14 protein-coding genes are annotated in these 20561 nt (G+C 37.7%); all 14 read left to right on the top strand.

The window, feature by feature from the left end; all coding sequences use genetic code 11:
* Positions 1–14: 14 nt before the first annotated feature.
* Entirely contained in the window at positions 15–1256 is a 1242-nt protein-coding gene (locus HT693_RS08380; protein WP_172922321.1) for a hypothetical protein, read from the top strand.
* Between the two features lie 31 nt (positions 1257–1287).
* Entirely contained in the window at positions 1288–2289 is a 1002-nt protein-coding gene (locus HT693_RS08375) for a virulence RhuM family protein (RefSeq protein ID WP_001002884.1), read from the top strand.
* Positions 2290–2415: 126 nt separating this feature from the next.
* A complete protein-coding gene (locus tag HT693_RS08370) occupies positions 2416–5067 on the top strand; it encodes a valine--tRNA ligase (protein ID WP_166731068.1) in 2652 nt (883 codons plus the stop codon).
* 106 nt (positions 5068–5173) lie between these two features.
* The gene (locus HT693_RS08365; RefSeq protein WP_000778677.1) at positions 5174–6517 is read left to right on the top strand and encodes an AAA family ATPase; all 1344 of its coding nucleotides are present in this window, start codon (positions 5174–5176) and stop codon (positions 6515–6517) included.
* A complete protein-coding gene (locus HT693_RS08360; RefSeq protein WP_000253751.1) occupies positions 6507–7073 on the top strand; it encodes a hypothetical protein in 567 nt (188 codons plus the stop codon). The genes HT693_RS08365 and HT693_RS08360 overlap by 11 nt, the downstream gene beginning before the upstream one ends.
* A gap of 356 nt (positions 7074–7429) precedes the next feature.
* Entirely contained in the window at positions 7430–8233 is an 804-nt protein-coding gene (locus tag HT693_RS08355; RefSeq protein ID WP_023936623.1) for a Fic/DOC family protein, read from the top strand.
* A gap of 271 nt (positions 8234–8504) precedes the next feature.
* Complete coding sequence (locus tag HT693_RS12110) at positions 8505–11042, top strand: DEAD/DEAH box helicase family protein (protein ID WP_240152728.1); 2538 nt, start codon at positions 8505–8507, stop codon at positions 11040–11042.
* Between the two features lie 49 nt (positions 11043–11091).
* Entirely contained in the window at positions 11092–11394 is a 303-nt protein-coding gene (locus HT693_RS12105) for a hypothetical protein (RefSeq protein ID WP_240152727.1), read from the top strand.
* Positions 11395–11693: 299 nt separating this feature from the next.
* Entirely contained in the window at positions 11694–12533 is an 840-nt protein-coding gene (locus HT693_RS08335) for a PRD domain-containing protein (protein ID WP_000584530.1), read from the top strand.
* Positions 12534–12550: 17 nt separating this feature from the next.
* Positions 12551–14389: a beta-glucoside-specific PTS transporter subunit IIABC gene (locus HT693_RS08330; RefSeq protein ID WP_054392952.1), complete on the top strand. Its 1839-nt coding sequence runs from the start codon at positions 12551–12553 to the stop codon at positions 14387–14389.
* A 12-nt stretch (positions 14390–14401) separates the two neighbouring features.
* Positions 14402–15817 carry a glycoside hydrolase family 1 protein gene (locus HT693_RS08325; protein WP_000151847.1) on the top strand — a complete coding sequence of 472 codons (1416 nt, stop codon included), beginning with the start codon at positions 14402–14404 and terminating at the stop codon, positions 15815–15817.
* 591 nt (positions 15818–16408) lie between these two features.
* Entirely contained in the window at positions 16409–17455 is a 1047-nt protein-coding gene (gene pheS, locus HT693_RS08320; RefSeq protein ID WP_050265989.1) for a phenylalanine--tRNA ligase subunit alpha, read from the top strand.
* Positions 17455–17964: an N-acetyltransferase gene (locus tag HT693_RS08315; RefSeq protein WP_000619957.1), complete on the top strand. Its 510-nt coding sequence runs from the start codon at positions 17455–17457 to the stop codon at positions 17962–17964. Before pheS ends, HT693_RS08315 begins: the two co-directional genes overlap by 1 nt.
* Before the next feature lie 76 nt (positions 17965–18040).
* Entirely contained in the window at positions 18041–20446 is a 2406-nt protein-coding gene (pheT, locus tag HT693_RS08310; protein WP_172925101.1) for a phenylalanine--tRNA ligase subunit beta, read from the top strand.
* Positions 20447–20561: the final 115 nt, after the last annotated feature.

Here is a 20561-nt window from a genome sequence, read left to right as displayed (position 1 = left end):
AAAGGGGAAAATAGATGCCTAAAAAGAAAAATAGAAAAAAAGAATTAAAACGCCAGCAAAAGTTGGATATCAAAGTTATTTCTGAAGAAGAGGCTGCTTGGACAGAAATCATGGTCAAAAATCCAACTTTTGTAGAACGTCGTACCATTCAAAATTTCGATGAACTACATACAGCAGTGATGCAATATGCTGATGAACACGGAGAGTATCCAGATGTTCAGCTAATCAATTACCAACTGAAAAATAGGACTTTTGATTGGAATCAGGATCATGCTTTATTTAGAGAAGCTATGCATACTCCGAATACACAGAAGCGAAATAAATTGTTAAAGCAAGTTTTAAAAATAAATCCAGATTATTTTGCTGCTGATTTTCATTTATTCTTATCAGAAGTTGAAGATTTTGATTTGTCAACTTTTAAAAAAGTATTGGATTTTGAAATTCTAGTTTTAGAAAAATGGAAAGTGAATGGATACAATAGTTGGAATTATTTTGAAGCACGCTCTATCCTGTCTGCTCTGATGTTTCTGATTGAGTATTATATGATGGAGAACTTCAATTCTAAGGCTATAGAATTGATTGACCTATATTTGAGTAAGCGACCAGAACGGTTTCCTCCTAATTTTGTCTTCTGTATGCTTTCCTTGTATCATATCACCGGTCAGGAGCTAAAGGTTGAGCGTTTCTATCGTGAAGAATTGAATAAAGGGAAACGGGATGATACCATTCTTATTCATGCCATCATCTCTGCTTTTTCTCAAGGAAAAATTGAAGAAGCAAGTCAGCTATTTGCAAAATTAGTGGAAATAAATGATGAAGCTGTTGAATTCTTTATAGAGGAAGATTGGCAATTCAAAGTTATAGATATAGAAGACCAAGAATGCTATTGTTCAAATTCAGTTGAATCGCTACAAGCTAGTTTGTATCCTCTGTTTGATTATTTACTAGAAAATATTATTTTAACGAAATTTTTAACAAACGAATCCAAGAAGTTCCGTCGTAAACCAGTATTTTCGAATCATTCCAGTATGATAAGAAGTTTATCCAAGGTAAACGACTGGTACTCCTTTATGAGCGAGGAAAAAATGAAGGGAATTCGGATGGATTTTGTTCACATCTTTGTTGAAAATGGGATTCGTACGTCTTCAGATTTCAAAAAATGGACTGAAAAAGAAGTTCTCGCTTTGAAGGGAATTGGTCCCGTAACCGTTAAAAAGCTGAAAGAAAACGGCATAAAGTTTAAGAAAGAGAAGTAATTGTTTATGGAAGGGGGGAGGTGAAATTGTCTTGAATGAAATTTCTAATTTCATCCTGTATACTACACCAAATGGCGACGTTCAGCTAGATATCCTTTTACAAGATGAAAATCTTTGGTTGACTCAAAAAGGTCTTGCAGAGCTCTTTGGAGTTGAACGAAGTGTCATTACAAAGCACTTAAAAAACATTTATGATAGTGGTGAGTTGGATAAGGTGTCAACTTGTGCAAAATTTGCACAGGTTCAACAAGAGGGAAATAGAACTGTCCGACGTGAACTTGAATATTACAATCTGGATGCTATCATTTCAGTTGGCTATCGCGTAAATTCCAGCAAGGCTACTCAATTTAGAATTTGGGCAACCAAGACCTTGAAAGAATTTATCATCAAAGGTTTTGTTTTGAATGATGAACGCTTGAAACAAGGACAGACAGTTTTCGGACAAGATTATTTCCGTGAACTTTTAGAACGAATTCGCTCTATTCGTTCTAGCGAGCGCCGAATCTATCAACAAATTACGGATATCTTTGCCGAATGTGCCATAGATTATGATCGAAACTCGGATATTACTAAAAACTTCTATGCTATGGTGCAAAATAAATTTCATTATGCAATTACTGGAAGTACGGCTGCAGAAATTATCTATCAGCAAGCTGATGCTAGTAAAGAAAAAATGGGATTAACTACTTGGAAACATGCACCTGATGGACGAGTGCTCAAATCAGATGTAACGGTAGCCAAAAATTATTTGCAAGAAAAAGAAATTCGACAACTAGAGCGAACTGTTACAGCCTATTTTGATTATATCGAGGGTTTAGTTGAGCGCCGTAATACGTTTACAATGCGAGGATTGGCAGATAGTATTGATCGCTTTCTATCCTTTAATGAATATGAAATCTTAGAAGGAAAAGGAAGCATTTCCAAGAAACAAGCAGACTCAAAAGCCATCCAAGAGTATGAAAAATTTAACCGAACTCAAAAAATTATATCGGACTTTGATAAACATATTCTGAAGATAATGAGAGAAAGTTAATGTAAAATTTTTATACAGTTTCTTTTTTACTAATAGAAGATACTGAAAAAATCAGATGTGCTGAATCAAGGCATATCTTCTACATACTAATTTTATTTAAAGATATTAACTAGAAAGGACAAACACATGTCTAAAGAACTTTCACCTAAATACAATCCAGCCGAGGTTGAGGCTGGTCGTTACCAAAAATGGCTTGATGCCGATGTTTTCAAGCCTTCAGGAGACCAAAAGGCTAAGCCTTATTCAATCGTGATTCCACCACCAAATGTAACTGGGAAGCTTCACCTTGGTCACGCTTGGGATACGACTTTGCAAGATATCATCATCCGTCAAAAACGCATGCAAGGTTTTGATACCCTTTGGCTTCCAGGGATGGACCACGCGGGGATTGCCACTCAGGCTAAGGTTGAGGAGCGCTTGCGTGGCGAGGGTATTTCCCGCTATGACTTGGGTCGTGAGTCTTTCTTGACGAAAGTCTGGGAATGGAAAGACGAATATGCCACTACTATCAAGGAACAATGGGGTAAGATGGGGCTCTCTGTAGACTACTCTCGTGAGCGTTTCACTCTTGACGAAGGTTTGTCAAAAGCTGTTCGTAAGGTCTTTGTGGACCTTTACAAGAAAGGGTGGATCTATCGTGGTGAATTCATCATCAACTGGGACCCAGCTGCACGCACAGCCCTTTCTGATATTGAAGTTATCCACAAGGATGTCGAAGGTGCCTTCTACCACATGAACTACATGCTGGAAGACGGATCTCGCGCCCTTGAAGTTGCGACCACTCGTCCTGAGACCATGTTTGGGGACGTTGCGGTTGCGGTCAATCCAGAAGACCCACGCTACAAGGACTTGATTGGTAAAAACGTCATCCTTCCAATCGCTAATAAACTAATCCCAATCGTTGCAGACGAACATGCCGATCCCGAGTTTGGTACTGGTGTTGTTAAAATCACGCCTGCCCACGATCCAAACGACTTCTTGGTTGGTCAACGACACAACTTGCCACAAGTCAATGTTATGAACGACGACGGAACTATGAATGAGCTTGCCTTCGAATTTGCAGGCATGGACCGTTTTGAAGCTCGTAAGGCAGTCGTGGCTAAGTTGGAAGAAATCGGTGCCCTCGTTAAAATCGAAAAACGTGTCCACAGTGTTGGTCACTCAGAGCGTACAGGTGTAGTGGTGGAGCCACGCTTATCTACGCAATGGTTCGTTAAGATGGACCAATTGGCCAAAAATGCCATTGCCAACCAAGACACAGATGATAAGGTAGAATTCTACCCACCTCGTTTCAACGATACCTTCCTCCAATGGATGGAAAATGTCCACGACTGGGTCATCTCACGTCAGCTCTGGTGGGGTCACCAAATCCCTGCTTGGTACAATGCTGAGGGTGAAATGTACGTCGGTGAAGAAGCTCCAGAAGGAGACGGATGGACTCAGGACGAAGACGTTTTGGATACTTGGTTCAGTTCTGCCCTTTGGCCATTCTCAACCATGGGCTGGCCTGATGTCGACTCAGCAGACTTCAAACGATACTTCCCAACTTCAACCTTGGTTACAGGTTACGACATCATCTTCTTCTGGGTGTCTCGTATGATCTTCCAATCTTTGGAATTCACTGGCCGTCAGCCATTCCAAAACGTGTTGATCCACGGTCTTATTCGTGACGAGCAAGGACGCAAGATGTCTAAATCTCTCGGTAACGGGATTGACCCAATGGATGTCATTGAGAAATACGGTGCGGATGCCCTTCGTTGGTTCCTTTCAAACGGTTCTGCACCAGGTCAAGACGTGCGCTTCTCATACGAGAAAATGGATGCTTCATGGAACTTCATTAACAAGATTTGGAACATCTCTCGCTACATCCTCATGAACAATGAAGGCTTGACCCTTGAGCAAGCAACTGCCAATGTGGAAAAAGTTGCCAACAAGGAAGCTGGAAATGTCACAGATCGCTGGATTCTCCACAACCTCAATGAAACCATCGGAAAAGCAACTGCCAACTTTGACAAGTTTGAGTTTGGTGTGGCTGGACACATCCTCTACAACTTCATCTGGGATGAGTTTGCGGACTGGTATGTTGAGTTGACCAAGGAAGTCCTTTATAGTGACAACGAAGAAGAGAAAGTCATCACGCGTTCTGTTCTCCTTTATACTTTGGATAAGATTCTTCGTCTCCTTCACCCGATCATGCCATTCGTGACAGAGGAAATCTTTGGACAAATCTCAGAAGGCTCTATCGTGACAGCTGCATACCCAACTGTTAATCTAGCCTTTGAAGACCTTGCGGCTCACACTGGTGTGGAAAGTCTCAAAGACTTGATCCGTGCCGTTCGTAATGCGCGTGCGGAAGTAAACGTAGCACCAAGTAAGCCAATCACAATCCTTGTTAAGACTAGCGATAGTGACTTGGAAGCCTTCTTTAACAGCAATGTCAACTACATCAAACGTTTCACAAATCCAGAACACTTGGAAATTGCATCAAACATCCCTGCACCTGAACTCGCAATGTCAAGCGTCATCACAGGAGCAGAAATCTACTTGCCACTGGCAGACCTCCTCAATGTCGAAGAAGAACTGACTCGTCTCGACAAGGAACTGGCTAAATGGCAAAAAGAACTAGATATGGTGGGCAAGAAACTCTCTAACGAACGCTTCGTCGCCAATGCTAAACCAGAAGTCGTCCAAAAAGAACGCGACAAACAAGCCGACTACCAAGCCAAATACGACGCGACAGTTGCACGTATTGATGATATGAAGAAGTTGGTGAAGTAGTGTGAAGTGAGATATACTTGGAAGATGATTTACACCTCACACCTGCTTTTTTATGTAGTTTGTGTTAAACTGATAGTACTGCCTCCATGGTGAAAGGAGAATATATATGAAACTAACAATAGAAAATATAGGTAATGTAAAGAATGCAGAAATTGAAATAAATGGAATTTCAGTTATTGCAGGTCAAAATGGCACTGGAAAAAGTACAATAAGTCGTTCTTTATTTTCAATATTTAGTGCCAATTATGATGTTATAAAAAAAATTTCTAACGATCGAACTAAAGCAATTAATGATTTTTTAGAAGACTATCTCTCTGATATCGAAATGAATCGTAAAAATAATTCTGAAATAGGGATTGCTAGAAGAATCGTTCCGAGTTTCCTTTATACAGAATTGACAAAAATCATTTCAAAAAATTTATTGATATTTCTTGATAAAAATTATAGTGAACATAATAATGAATCCCTTAAGAAGAGTATCATTGAATCAATTAATGAATTCAATAAACGAAATTCAAAATACTTTGTATTAAATATTAAGGATTTGGACCTAAATGTTTTATCTGAAAATATAAAAGAAATTTTATCTCAGTCAGACCAATCTATCTTTAACCAAATTTTAACTGCTCATTTAACTGATGAATTTCATAATCAAATAAATAATATATACGACCCATTGACAGGACTAATTTCTTTAAGAATAAAAGATGAACAAATAAATGTTGAAGTTAACAAAAATAGAGCTACTGCAGATAAATTGATAAATTTTAAAACAGATGTAGTATACATAGATGATGCTGCTGCAATAGTTGAAAATTTATTTTCAACTAAATTTTTAAATAAATTTTCAACTAAATTTTTAAATGAATTTTTAAATAAAATTGATTTAAAATTGGATCATAATGCTCATTTAATGGAGCAGCTTAGAGATGAAAGAAACAACACTTACACATTACGAGCTAAGATAACTGACAGATTAAATTTGGTGTTTAATGAAATAAATCATATATTGAAGACTGATATTGTTAATAGTTCAGAAGATGAGGAAGATGAAAAAAAACTTAATATAATCAATTATTCTTCAGGTATGAAAACGTTCTATTTAATTAAATCTCTTTTAGAAAATGGTGTGATTAGAGAAAATGGGACACTCATTTTAGATGAACCAGAAGTCCATTTACATCCAGAATGGCAATTGAAATTTGCTGAAATTATAGTATTACTTCAGAAAGAATTTGGATTACATATCTTAATCAATTCCCATAGTCCTTATTTAGTTGAAGCGATTGATATATTTAGCAAAAAAAATGATACAAATGATTCTGTTAAGTATTATCTTGCTAATAGTTCTATTGAAGATGTTACTGACTCGATTGATAAGATTTATGAGCAAATGTATGTTCCTTTAAATCGCCTTGAGGAGCTAGCGGAGGATTTTGATGGTGAGTAAAATAATTTTCTCTATATTACATGATTTTAATATTAGATTTTCTGAATGTCGTAGCGATATTAAAACCTGCTCATATGATTCTGATTCTAACTATAATTTGGTAAACTCTAAATATACTTGTTATAATTTTGATAAGATTTCAGAAATTATTTTTAAAAAACATAGCTTTGATAAATGGCAATCTGTAGATACAATTCTGCCTCTTCTTCCTGTAGATGCTGATAGTAAATTATATTTAATAGAGTTTAAGAATTCAAAAAATATTCCATATGCTAACGTTAGAGCTAAAATATTATCGAGTTTGTTCCTACTAGAAAATTTTTATGGATTGCAAAAAACTGATTATAAAAAAATAGTGACAGTTACTGTAGTTAAATCACAAAAAGGTAAAAGACATTTAAATGAAATTAGACAACATCAGGCAAAAATAAGTGGTAAGTCACCTTATAAAGTTGAAAATTTTAGGGCTTTAGAAGATTTTTATGGAATTGAATCTTTTAAATATCCCCCTGAAAAATTTATAGAATTTATAGAGAATAATAATTTAGTCAGTTAAAATTAAAATACTAAAATTTTATAGCTTTGATTAAAAACCAGCTCACTACACAACAACCCCTCTAAGTTCGAACCGCTCTGAGAAGTACAACATTGCAGTTTCTTCTCAGGTGTTGGGGGATTTGAACAAACCAACGAGTTCAGAGTGGTGTATCCTATGAGTTTGATAAGTATGCAAGCTAGAATTATTCATTTAATCAAACCATTCATCCAAAAGGCATTACAAATGAGTGCATGGGATGTTGAGTATAACTCTTTTATTACTTCTTCATAGAACTTATTATGAATGTTTTTTATAGTTCACCCCAATTTCACCATTTACCGATGACACAGAAAAACAATTGAAAGGATATTTCTATGCAACCAACTTACAACATTGACAACCCAAACTTGTCTTATGAAGCTAAGCGTGACTTATGGCGGATAGGTTTTGGTCTGCAGAAAGTTGACAATCTAGTGCCATCAGCGTATATGGAATCTTTGGCTGAGAAACAGTCCCGGGGTGAACTGACTTACGAGCAGGTTTATGAGGATGCAACGGCTTATCACCATACTATTGATGCAAGTACGGAAGAGGCAGACTTGGTTTCTCTACGTATTGTAGAACTATTGTCTCGAAGAGGCTTTAGCTTTAGTCCTGCGACCTTACTTGCTATTCATAAGGAGTTGTTTCAAGATATATTTGAACCCTCTATTCCGGTGGGGCAATTTCGTCAGACCAATATCACAAAGAATGAACCTGTTTTGAATGGTGAAAGTGTTGTGTACTCTGATTACTCCATGATTCAAATGACCTTGGATTATGATTTTAATCAGGAAAAACAAGTTGCATATGCGACACTAACTCAGGCGGATGTGGTTAAACAAATCCAGCATTTTATTTCAGGAATCTGGCAGATTCATCCATTTCGCGAAGGAAACACTCGGACAGTAACGGTCTTTTTGATTCAGTATCTTCGTGAGTTTGGTTTTGATATTGATAATACACCATTTCAGCAACATGCCAAGTATTTTCGTGATGCCTTGGTATTAGATAATGCAAAGATTTTACAGCGACGTCCTGAGTTTTTAACAGCTTTTTTTGAAAATCTCTTGCTCGGTGGTCAAAATGATTTGTCTTCAGAAAAAATGTATCTAGATTTAGACCTCGATTTTTCATAATCCTAATACTGAGTAAACATTGAATTTTAGGAAAAAATGAAGCAAATATTCTCACAAGAAAACGTATATCATCAAAGTTTTAGGTCACTTGATAATATGCGTTTTTTGAATTTTATAGACTGCTCGTTTAAACTCTATTTACCTCGTACATTCCGGAGCGAGACGGAATATTAGCCACATACAAAATGAGTACTATTAGGATTTTATTTTCGTGTACAATTTCAGCTATTCTTGTTATAATCAGCCTATAGGAATCAAGGAGGTGATTGTTATGGCTGTTTTTGTGTCTTTGGATGGAATTGTGGTAGAAGTACTTGATGTCTTTTCTTCTTTTAATGGGGATAGTGAGTTTTTCTTGTGTAAACGTCTTAAAGACAAGAGTCAGTTTGTTATGGAACGCTCTCGGTTCGAGGAGATGTTCCAACTTCAAAGTAGTCACTTGACGACGCAAGAAAAATTACAATTGTTTACCTCCGTGTTTGCTGGCCGTTTTGATGTTTATGCTAAGAGTTTTATCAATGATCAAGGGAAAATTCAGTATTTTCCATCCTATGATTATGGTTGGAAGCAGTTGTCACCTGAAAAACGGAGTTTCCAGACATTGACGGATTCCGTTTTGAAATCTCATTTTCGTGGGGAGACAGCTATCGGTATCTTTCCTATGCACTTAGATGATAGCTGTTATTTTTTGGTACTTGATTTGGATGAAGGAGATTGGAAAGAAGCTGGTTTAACCATTCGAAGAATAGCCAGGGAACGCCAGATGGAAGCCCATTTAGAGATTTCTCGTTCGGGTCACGGACTCCATATTTGGTTCTTCTTTGAGGAAGCGATTCCGAGTCGAGAGGCTCGCTTGTTTGGAAAGAAACTGTTAGAACTGGCAATGCAGGAAAGTATGCAACTGTCCTTTGATTCTTTTGATCGCATGTTTCCAAATCAGGATGTTCTTCCTAAAGGTGGATTTGGTAATTTGATTGCCCTTCCTTTTCAAGGAGAAGCTTATCATCAAGGGCGAACGGTCTTTGTGGATGAACAGTTTCAGCCTTATGAAGACCAATGGAGGTATCTACAAGAAATTCAGAGGGTTTCAACTGCTAAAGTGGCACTGTTAATCCAAGAGGAGTTAGGTAAGGAAGAATTGGATAAGGAGTTGAAGGTCGTCTTATCCAATATGATCCAACTTGAAAAATCGTCTGTGACACCCAAGACACTGTTTTTCTTGAAAAATATGGCTTCATTTTCTAATCCCGAATTTTATTTAAAGCAGGCTATGCGACAGCCAACCTATCAAATTCCTGAGCGAATGTATTTATTTGGAGAATCCGATCATTATTTATGGCTGCCAAGAGGTTTGCTGTATCCATTGCAAGATAAATTTAATACTCTTCGAAAATCTCTTCAAACCACGTCAGCTTCGCCTTGCCGTACTCAAGTACTGCCTACGGCTAGCTTCCTAGTTTGCTCTTTGATTTTCATTGAGTATGAGCAGGGATCTGTGGAAGATAGGAGAAAGGTACAAAGGTCTATTAGAGTGGAATTTAAGGGAGAACTCACTTTTGAGCAAGAGTTAGCCCTGTCAGATATGACTTCTAAAGAAAATGGTTTACTTCATGCGGAGACCGGTTTTGGAAAGACCGTTTTAGGTGCTGCTCTTATCTCTGAACGGAAAACAAAAACAATTATCCTAGTTCATAATAGGCAACTCTTAGACCAGTGGCTGGATCGCCTAAAGTGTTTTTTGACTTTCGAAGAGGAAGAAGCTACCCGTTATACGCCATCAGGTCGTGAAAGGGTAATAGGCTATGTCGGGCAGTACGGTGGGACTAAGAAATGGTTGAGTGGACTGGTTGATGTCGTTATGATCCAATCTCTATTTAAGTTGGAAAATAGTCAAAGTCTTTTGGATGAGTATGAGATGATGATTGTGGATGAGTGTCATCATGTCTCTGCCTTGATGTTTGAAAAAGTTGTTGCTCAGTTTAGAGGGAAGTATCTTTACGGTTTGACGGCTACGCCTGAGCGTAAGAATGGTCATGAGCCTATTGTTTTTCAGAGAATTGGTGAGATACTCCATACTGCTGATAAGAGGGAAACGGATTTTAAACGGCAATTGCAATTAAGATTCACTTCTTTTGGTCATTTGGAGATTGAAAAGACCAAAGCAAGTAATTTTATACAGCTTAGTGATTGGATTGCTACTGACTCAGTGAGGAATCAGTTGATTATCAAGGATATTCTAGACCAAGTGGCAGAAGGGCGGAATATCTTGGTTCTAGTCAATCGAATTCAACAGATAGATGTCTTTGAAAAGTTATTGAAAGAGAAAGAGGTTGATGACTGTTATATTATTAGCGGAAAAACCAAAGTCCGAGATAGAACAAGTTTAATGGAGACGTTAGAACAGTTAGATAAAGGGTTTGTTTTATTGTCTACTGGAAAATACATTGGCGAAGGTTTTGACTTGCCTCAGCTAGACACGCTTATATTGGCAGCACCCTTTTCTTGGAAAAATAATTTAATTCAGTATGCAGGTCGGATTCATAGAAACTACAAGGATAAGTCTTTGGTGCGGATTTTCGATTATGTGGATATTCATGTTCCTTATTTAGAAAAGATGTTTCAGAAACGACAAGTAGCTTATCGAAAGATGGATTATCGTGTCATCGAGGGTGAGGAGAAACAATTCGTTTATGTTGATAGTAGATATGAGAATGTGCTGAGAGAGGACTTATACTCTTCGAAAATCAAATTCAAACCACGTCAGCGTCGCCTTACCGTACTCAAGTACAGCTTGCGGCTAGCTTCCTAGTTTGCTCTTTGATTTTCATTGAGTATTAGCAGGGGAAAGACAGGAGTGTATGCTTATTTTACCTTATGTGCACCAGACAAAACTGATGAATTTTCTAAAAGAATTTAGGATTAGTCAAATTGAGATATGTATACCAGAGACGGTTGCAAATAAAGCATGGCTAGACCAGTTGAAGAGCCAGAAAATTAAAGTGTCTTTTACTCAATCAAAAATAGTCACGCCTATTCTTTTGGTAAACAAGACCATTGTTTGGTATGGGGCAATGCCATTATTAGGGAAGGTAGATGAAATGACCATATTACGTTTGGAATCAGCTAGTATAGCTTCTGAACTAGTGGCAGGTTTACGATAGAGAAAACTTTTAAAAATTTCTATGTATGATTTTCATTTCTTTAGTGAGGCTGTTGACATTTTCACATTCGAATCACACAAAATAAAAAAATTTCTACAAGTACTTGACAAATAGATTGAAATATCATAAAATAAAAACGGTTACAGAGTTATTAATTATTTAAGCTTCATGTCACCATTAAAAATTGAAATAAAAGGATGTTATCACTAATACAAGTGAGCAGGAACCTATTTAATCACATCAGAAGAAGTTTCTTGATGTTTTTAAGTAGGTTCCTTTTATTTTAAAAGGGAAATTTTATGATCATAAAACGAATACTAAACCACAATGCCGTAATTGCGCAAAGTAAAAAAGATATCGATATTCTTCTTTTTGGAAGGGGAATAGCTTTTGGAAGAAAAATTGGAGATAAAGTAAATCCAATTGATATTGAGAAAAGTTTTTTTCTCAAAAATAGAGATAATATGACCCGTTTTACAGAGATGTTTATTAACGTTCCTTTGGAGTTGGTGTACATTACCGAAAAAATAATTAACCTAGGTAAAATAACATTGGGTAATAATTTTGATGAAATTATCTATATTAATTTAACGGATCATATTTCTTCGAGCATAGAACGTTATAAAGAAGGGATTATTATTTCGAATCCCCTACGCTGGGAAATCTCGAAATATTATAAAGAAGAATTTGAGCTTGGGAAAAGGGCTTTACAAATAATAAAAAAAGAGTTAGGTATTGAACTTCCAATTGACGAAGCTGCATTCATAGCGCTACATTTTGTTAATGCTAATTTAGAAAATAATTTTCAAGAGTCGTATAAAATCACTGAAATAATTATGGGAATTGAGAAAATCATTCAAGATTTCTATTGTACTGAGTTTAACCAAGATTCTATTGATTATTATAGATTCATAACTCATATAAAATTATTTGCCCATCGCTTGGTTGAAAATACAACTTATTGTGACGATGATGATGAAGACTTGTTAGCATTAATGAAAAATAAATATCCTAGAGAATATGAATGTGGTGAACAGGTGGCAATGTTTATACAAACTGAGTACAATTATTTGCTGACTTCTAGTGAATTAGTTTATTTGATGGCTCATATTCGTCGTTTAACAAAAAATTTAGATTAATAGAATAGGAGAATACCATGAGTTATAAAGATACAGTACAAAAAATCCTCGATGTAATTGGAGGCGAAAAAAATGTCAATAGAGTTACCCATTGTGTAACACGTTTAAGATTAGAATTAAAAGATGAAAATTTAGTCAATGATGATGATGTGAAGAAGATACCAGGTGTAATAGGTATTATGAAAAAGAATGGGCAATATCAAATTATACTTGGTAATGATGTAGCCAATTATTATAAAGAATTCATTAAACTTGGCAATTTTGAAACAGATTCAGTTGATCAAGGGCACAAAGGGAATATTTTAGAAAGAATCATTGAATATATCGCTGGTTCCATGACTCCAATCATTCCAGCAATGTTAGGGGGAGGTATGCTGAAAGTCTTGGTAATTATTTTACCAATGCTTGGTATATTGCAATCAGATTCTCAGACTATTGCTTTTTTGACATTTTTTGGGGATGCTCCATATTATTTCTTACCGCTGTTATTAGCTTATTCTGCATCACAAAAATTAAAAGTAACATCTACATTAGCTATGTCTGTAGCAGGTGTACTTCTCCATCCAAATTTTGTTCAAATGGTGCAATCAGGGAATCCTCTTAGTTTATTTGGTGTACCTGTGACACCAGCTAGTTATGGTTCGTCAGTCGTTCCAATTCTTATTATGGTTTGGTTGATGAAATATATTGAAAAAATGATTGCTAAATTAACACCAGCTGTTACTAAGAGTTTTTTGCAACCTACGCTAGTATTATTAGTATCAAGCTGTATTGCCTTAGTTGTAGTCGGACCTATTGGAGTAATTGTTGGTGAAGGATTATCAAATCTAGTTGGGCAAATGTATGGTGTAGCTGGATGGCTTACATTAGCTATTCTTGGCGCTATTATGCCATTTATTGTTATGACTGGAATGCATTGGGCTTTTGCACCTATTTTTTTGGCGGCATCTATTGCTACTCCAGACGTATTAATTCTTCCAGCAATGTTAGGGTCAAACTTAGCTCAAGGGGCTGCTTCGATGGCTGTTGCATTAAAGAGTAAAAATAATAATACAAAACAAATTGCTTTTGCAGCAGGTTTCTCAGCCTTACTTGCAGGGATTACCGAACCTGCATTATATGGTGTGACTTTAAAATATAAAAAACCGCTTTATGCAGCTATGATTGGTGGTGGATTAGCGGGATTATTTGCAGGTCTTACTAGTGTTAAAGCATATCTATTTGCTGTCCCAGCTTTGATAGCGTTGCCTCAATTTATTTATTCTGATGTGCCATCAAATATTGTAAATGCTTTAATTGTGGCAGTCATTTCGGTTGTTATTACCTTTGTATTAGCTTATATATTTGGAATCGATGAAGAAGGGAGTTCTAGCAATTTAGAAGTTGAAGTTGGAGTTTCAAATAAAAAAATGATATTTTCTCCTATATCAGGAGAAATCATTCCGTTAAGCGATGTCCAGGATAAAACATTTTCAGATAAACTAATTGGAGACGGAGTAGCGATTATCCCAAGTGAGGGTAAGGTTTATGCACCATTTGATGGGAAAATTACAAATATTTTTCTGACTAAGCACGCAATTGGATTGAAGAGTGATGAGGGTGTTGAGTTACTAATTCATATTGGATTAGATACTGTTGAGCTAAAAGGTCAAGGTTTTATTAGTCATGTAGAAGAAGGAGACAGAGTTTTCAAAAATCAGTTGATTTTTGAAATGGACTTAAATTTAATCAAGAGTAAAGGCTACGAAACAGTTACACCAGTAATTGTAACGAATACCAACGATTTTCTAGATGTATTAGTATTACCTAATAATCAGACAATCGAGCATTCTAAGGAATTACTGGTAATATTATAATGGAGGAAAGTTATGACCATTTTTCCAGATGATTTTCTTTGGGGTGGAGCTGTTGCAGCTAATCAAGTAGAGGGAGCATATAATGAAGATGGTAAGGGATTATCAGTTCAGGATGTGTTACCCAAAGGTGGATTAGGAGAAGCAACAGAAAATCCTACAGAAGATAACTTAAAATTATTAGGTATTGATTTTTATCATAAATATAAGGAAGATATATCCTTGTTTTCTGAAATGGGCTTTAATGTTTTTCGCACTTCTATTGCATGGAGTAGAATTTTTCCAAAAGGAGATGAGGAAGAACCTAACGAAGCTGGTTTGAAATATTATGATGAATTGTTTGATGAACTACATGCTCACGAGATAGAACCACTTGTAACTCTTTCACACTATGAGACTCCATTATATTTAGCAAGAAAATATCATGGATGGATTGATAGGAGAATGATTCATTTTTATGAAAAATTTGCTCGAACAGTTTTAGAAAGGTATAAAGATAAAGTTAAATATTGGCTTACATTTAACGAAGTAAACTCTGTTTTGGAATTACCGTTTACTAGTGGAGGAATAGATATACCTAAGGAGAATCTTTCGAAACAAGAATTATATCAAGCTATACATCATGAGTTAGTCGCTTCGAGTTTGGTTACAAAAATTGCTCGAGAGATTCATTCAGAGTTTAAGGTGGGATGTATGGTATTAGCTATGCCAGCTTATCCAATGACTCCAAATCCAAAAGATGTATGGGCGACTCATGAGTATGAGAATCTAAATTATCTATTTTCAGATGTGCATGTTAGAGGTTATTATCCGAATTATGCAAAAAGATATTTTAAGGAACATGACATTAACATAGAGTTTGCAGCTGAAGATGCAGAGTTATTAAAAAATTATACCGTAGATTTTTTATCCTTTAGCTATTACATGAGTGTGACTCAATCTGCTCTTCCAACACAGTATAATTCAGGACAAGGGAATATTATTGGTGGTTTAGTAAATCCTTATTTAGAGTCTTCTGAGTGGGGATGGCAAATTGATCCAATTGGACTACGTATAATTTTAAATAGATATTATGACCGTTATCAAATCCCATTATTTATAGTAGAAAACGGATTAGGTGCTAAAGATCAACTAATAAAAGATGAATTTAATAACTTAACAGTCCAAGATGATTATAGAATTCAGTATATGAAAGAACATTTATTGCAAGTAGCTGAAGCTCTACAAGATGGTGTGGAAATTATGGGCTATACGTCTTGGGGATGTATTGACTGCGTTTCTATGTCCACTGCACAGCTTTCTAAGAGGTACGGTCTCATTTATGTTGATCGAAACGATGATGGAAGTGGTACATTCAATCGATATAAGAAAATGTCCTTTACTTGGTATAAAGGAGTGATTGAATCAAATGGAGAATCCTTATTCAAATAGTTTGTTTATTGATGATTAGATATTATCACGGTTAAGGCAGCATCTCATTAAATATGAAATAAAGAGGTTTGGAAGACATCAAATTCTAAACCTCTTTATTTTATAGGGGGATTAATTAATTTAATTTTGTTACAGAGAGCCGATTATAAATAGTTAACTTAGGATAGATTGGTTATATATAGTAGACTGAATCTAAAATAGTACGAAACAATTGCTAAAACGTTTATAGAAATTAATTTTACTTTCCCAATCGATTTGTTTTCATCTTATTTCAATCCGCTATAAAGTTAGATAAGAATAAGCTAACAAGCAGAAGTAAGATAGGTCTTGCAAGAATGGTAAAAATCTGATAAACTAAGTAGTAATTGAATAGGAATCTGAAAGACTAGTAGCCCAAGGGAAGTATATCAGGGAGGAGAGCCGTGACTGCAAGCTCTCTATATGAAAGCTGGGTGAATTCACTTGCGCATGGATTTAGAAATGAAGGTCTGACTTGTCAGATGAAAACGGATGGTACCGCGTGTCAACGCTCCGAGTGGAGTTTTTGGCATGTGGTTTTCTTTTTATCTACGAGCGACTGATGGAGGAATTATGTCAACTATTGAAGAACAATTAAAAGCGCTTCGTGAAGAAACGCTGGCTAGCTTGAAGCAGATTACTGCTGAAAATGAAAAAGAGATGCAAGATTTGCGTGTCTCTGTCCTTGGTAAAAAGGGTTCGCTCACTGAAATCCTCAAAGGGATGAAAGATGTTTCTGCTGAGATGCGTCCAATCATTGGGAAACACGTCAATGAAGCTCGTGATGTCTTGACAGCAGCTTTTGAAGAAACTGCTAAGCTCTTGGAAGAAAAGAAAGTTGCAGCTCAATTAGCAAGCGAGAGTATCGATGTGACCCTTCCAGGTCATCCAGTTGCGACTGGTCACCGTCACGTTTTGACACAAACTAGTGAAGAAATCGAAGATATCTTCATTGGGATGGGTTACCAAGTCGTGGATGGTTTTGAAGTGGAGCAAGACTACTATAACTTTGAACGTATGAACCTTCCCAAAGACCACCCAGCCCGTGATATGCAGGACACATTCTATATCACAGAAGAAATCTTACTCCGTACTCACACGTCTCCAGTTCAAGCGCGTGCTATGGATGCCCATGATTTCTCTAAAGGTCCTTTGAAAATGATCTCACCAGGGCGTGTGTTCCGTCGCGATACGGACGATGCGACCCACAGTCACCAATTCCACCAAATCGAAGGCTTGGTAGTTGGGAAAAATATCTCTATGGCTGACCTTCAAGGAACCCTTCAGTTGATTGTGCAAAAAATGTTCGGTGAAGAGCGTCAAATCCGTCTGCGTCCATCTTACTTCCCATTCACAGAGCCATCTGTTGAGGTGGATGTTTCTTGCTTCAAGTGTGGTGGAGAAGGCTGTAACGTATGTAAGAAAACAGGTTGGATCGAAATTATGGGGGCCGGTATGGTTCACCCACGTGTCCTTGAAATGAGTGGTATCGATGCGACTGTTTACTCTGGATTTGCCTTTGGTCTTGGACAAGAGCGTGTAGCCATGCTCCGTTACGGAATCAACGATATCCGTGGATTCTACCAAGGAGATGTCCGCTTCTCAGAGCAGTTTAAATAATGATTAGAAAAGTAGAAATGGTAGATGTTGAGGTGTTGGCTAAAATTGCCAAACAAACCTTTCGTGAAACATTTGCTCATGATAATACGGAAGAGCAGTTACAGGAATACTTTGAAGAGGCTTATAGTCTGAGAGTTTTATCAACTGAGTTGGAAAATCCTGACTCCGAAACCTATTTCATTATGCATGAAGAGGAGATAGCTGGTTTTCTCAAAGTCAACTGGGGAAGTGCTCAAACTGAGAGAGAATTAGAGGACGCTTTTGAAATTCAACGCCTCTATGTGCTACAAAAATTCCAAGGATTTGGATTCGGTAAGCAACTGTTTGAATTTGCTCTTGAACTTGCTACAAAAAATAGTTTTTCTTGGGCTTGGTTAGGTGTTTGGGAGCATAATACAAAAGCTCAAGCGTTTTATAATCGATATGGTTTTGAAAAATTTAGCCAACATCATTTTATGGTTGGTCAAAAAGTAGATACGGATTGGTTACTGCGAAAGAAATTAAGGTAAGAAGAGGATTCTTCTATTGAAATGATAGGAAAGGAAAAGAACCAGTGTGGCAATGGTCATTCTGGAGAACTAAATTATGCTTGTATCTTATAAATGGTTAAAAGAATTGGTGGACATTGATGTGCCATCACAGGAGTTGGCTGAAAAAATGTCAACCACAGGGATCGAGGTAGAAGGTGTCGAATCACCGGCTGCTGGTCTCTCAAAAATTGTCGTCGGTGAGGTCTTGTCCTGCGAAGATGTGCCAGAAACTCACCTTCATGTTTGTCAGGTTAACGTTGGCGAAGAAGAAGCCCGTCAAATCGTCTGTGGTGCCCCAAATGTGCGTGCTGGTATCAAGGTTATGGTGGCTCTTCCAGGAGCTCGCATCGCTGACAACTACAAAATCAAAAAAGGAAAAATCCGTGGTTTAGAGTCACTTGGAATGATCTGTTCGCTTGGCGAATTGGGAATTTCTGACTCAGTTGTGCCTAAGGAATTCGCAGATGGCATCCAAATTTTGCCAGAAAATGCCGTTCCAGGTGAGGAAGTCTTCTCATACCTAGACTTGGATGATGAAATCATCGAACTGTCTATCACACCAAACCGTGCAGATGCCCTTTCTATGCGTGGAGTGGCTCACGAAGTGGCAGCTATCTATGACAAGGCAGTCAACTTTAAAGAATTTACTCTTTCAGAAACTGACCAAGCTGCAGCAGATGCTCTTTCTGTGGACATTGAGACAGACAAGGCGCCTTACTATGCAGCTCGTATCTTGGACAATGTGACCATCGCACCAAGTCCACAATGGTTGCAAAACCTTCTCATGAACGAAGGAATCCGTCCAATCAATAACGTAGTGGACGTGACCAACTACATCCTGCTCTACTTTGGTCAACCAATGCACGCCTTTGACTTGGATACCTTTGAAGGGAGTGACATCCGTGTACGTGAAGCGCGTGCTGGTGAAAAATTGGTGATTTTAGATGGTGAAGAACGTGACTTGGACATGAATGACTTAGTTATCACTGTCGCAGACAAGCCAGTAGCTCTTGCAGGTGTTATGGGTGGTCAAGCAACAGAAATCTCTGAAAAGTCTAGTCGTGTCGTCCTTGAAGCTGCAGTCTTCAACGGAAAATCAATCCGCAAGACTAGCGGTCGCCTCAACCTTCGTTCTGAGTCATCTTCTCGCTTTGAAAAAGGTATCAATGTAGCAACTATTAACGAAGCCCTTGATGCGGCGGCTAGTATAATTGCAGAACTTGCTGGTGCGACGGTTCGTAAGGGCATCGTTTCAGCAGGTGAGCTTGATACTTCTGATGTGGAAGTTTCTTCTACCCTTGCAGACGTCAACCGTGTCCTTGGTACGGAGCTTTCATACACTGATGTAGAAGATGTCTTCTGTCGTCTTGGCTTTGGTCTTTCTGGAAATGCAGACAGCTTTACAGTCAGCGTCCCACGTCGTCGTTGGGATATCACCATCGAAGCGGACCTCTTTGAAGAAATCGCTCGTATCTATGGTTATGACCACTTGCCAACCAGCCTTCCAAAAGATGATGGTACAGCTGGTGAATTGACAGCCACACAAAAACTCCGCCGTCAAGTTCGTACTATTGCTGAAGGGGCAGGTTTGACAGAAATCATCACCTATGCTCTAACAACTCCTGAAAAAGCAGTTGAGTTCACAGCTCAACCAAGTAACCTTACTGAACTCATGTGGCCCATGACCGTGGATCGTTCAGTCCTCCGTCAAAATATGATTTCTGGTATCCTTGATACCGTTGCCTACAACGTGGCTCGTAAGAACAAAAACTTGGCCCTTTACGAGATTGGAAAAGTCTTTGAACAAACAGGTAATCCAAAAGAAGAACTTCCAAATGAAATCAACAGCTTTGCCTTTGCCTTGACAGGCTTGGTTGCTGAAAAAGATTTCCAAACAGCAGCAGTTCCAGTTGATTTCTTCTATGCTAAGGGAATCCTAGAAGCGCTCTTTACTCGCTTGGGACTTGCAGTGACTTATACAGCAACATCTGAAATCGCTAGCCTTCACCCAGGTCGTACAGCTATGATTTCACTCGGTGACCAAGTTCTTGGTTTCCTTGGCCAAGTGCATCCAGTCACTGCTAAGGCTTACGATATTCCAGAAACGTATGTGGCTGAGCTCAACCTTTCAGCCATTGAAGCTGCGCTTCAACCTGCTGCTCCATTTGTGGAAATCACCAAATTCCCAGCAGTCAGCCGTGACGTTGCCCTCCTTCTCAAGGCGGAAGTGACTCACCAAGAAGTTGTAGATGCTATCCAAGCTGCCGGTGTGAAACGTTTGACAGATATCAAACTCTTTGACGTCTTCTCAGGCGAAAAATTGGGACTCGGTATGAAGTCAATGGCTTATAGCTTGACCTTCCAAAATCCGGAAGACAGCTTAACGGACGAAGAAGTCGCACGCTATATGGAAAAAATCCAAGCGTCTCTCGAAGAAAAAGTCAATGCAGAAGTGCGTTAAACGATAGTATGATACAAATTCCCCCTCTAGTTTATGAACACTAGAGGGGTGATTTTATATAATACTCAATGAAAATCAAAAAGCAAACTAGGAAGCTAGCCGTAGGTTGCTCAAA

The sequence above is a fragment of the Streptococcus sp. 2154 genome (assembly GCF_013277255.1).
In the GTDB taxonomy this organism is placed as follows: domain Bacteria; phylum Bacillota; class Bacilli; order Lactobacillales; family Streptococcaceae; genus Streptococcus; species Streptococcus pseudopneumoniae.
Note: the sequence above shows the minus strand (reverse complement) of the source record. Positions and strands in the feature narration are given on the sequence as shown.

What these genes read in the sequence shown, in the direction of transcription:
- HT693_RS08370 (WP_166731068.1), top strand. Translation starts at nt 2,416, where the DNA reads ATGTCTAAAGAACTTTCACCTAAATACAATCCAGCCGAGGTTGAGGCT.
- HT693_RS08360 (WP_000253751.1), top strand. Translation starts at nt 6,507, where the DNA reads ATGGTGAGTAAAATAATTTTCTCTATATTACATGATTTTAATATTAGA.
- HT693_RS08330 (WP_054392952.1), top strand. Translation starts at nt 12,551, where the DNA reads ATGAGTTATAAAGATACAGTACAAAAAATCCTCGATGTAATTGGAGGC.
- HT693_RS12105 (WP_240152727.1), top strand. Translation starts at nt 11,092, where the DNA reads ATGCTTATTTTACCTTATGTGCACCAGACAAAACTGATGAATTTTCTA.
- pheT (WP_172925101.1), top strand. Translation starts at nt 18,041, where the DNA reads ATGCTTGTATCTTATAAATGGTTAAAAGAATTGGTGGACATTGATGTG.
- pheS (WP_050265989.1), top strand. Translation starts at nt 16,409, where the DNA reads ATGTCAACTATTGAAGAACAATTAAAAGCGCTTCGTGAAGAAACGCTG.
- HT693_RS12110 (WP_240152728.1), top strand. Translation starts at nt 8,505, where the DNA reads ATGGCTGTTTTTGTGTCTTTGGATGGAATTGTGGTAGAAGTACTTGAT.
- HT693_RS08355 (WP_023936623.1), top strand. Translation starts at nt 7,430, where the DNA reads ATGCAACCAACTTACAACATTGACAACCCAAACTTGTCTTATGAAGCT.
- HT693_RS08335 (WP_000584530.1), top strand. Translation starts at nt 11,694, where the DNA reads ATGATCATAAAACGAATACTAAACCACAATGCCGTAATTGCGCAAAGT.
- HT693_RS08380 (WP_172922321.1), top strand. Translation starts at nt 15, where the DNA reads ATGCCTAAAAAGAAAAATAGAAAAAAAGAATTAAAACGCCAGCAAAAG.
- HT693_RS08325 (WP_000151847.1), top strand. Translation starts at nt 14,402, where the DNA reads ATGACCATTTTTCCAGATGATTTTCTTTGGGGTGGAGCTGTTGCAGCT.
- HT693_RS08365 (WP_000778677.1), top strand. Translation starts at nt 5,174, where the DNA reads ATGAAACTAACAATAGAAAATATAGGTAATGTAAAGAATGCAGAAATT.
- HT693_RS08315 (WP_000619957.1), top strand. Translation starts at nt 17,455, where the DNA reads ATGATTAGAAAAGTAGAAATGGTAGATGTTGAGGTGTTGGCTAAAATT.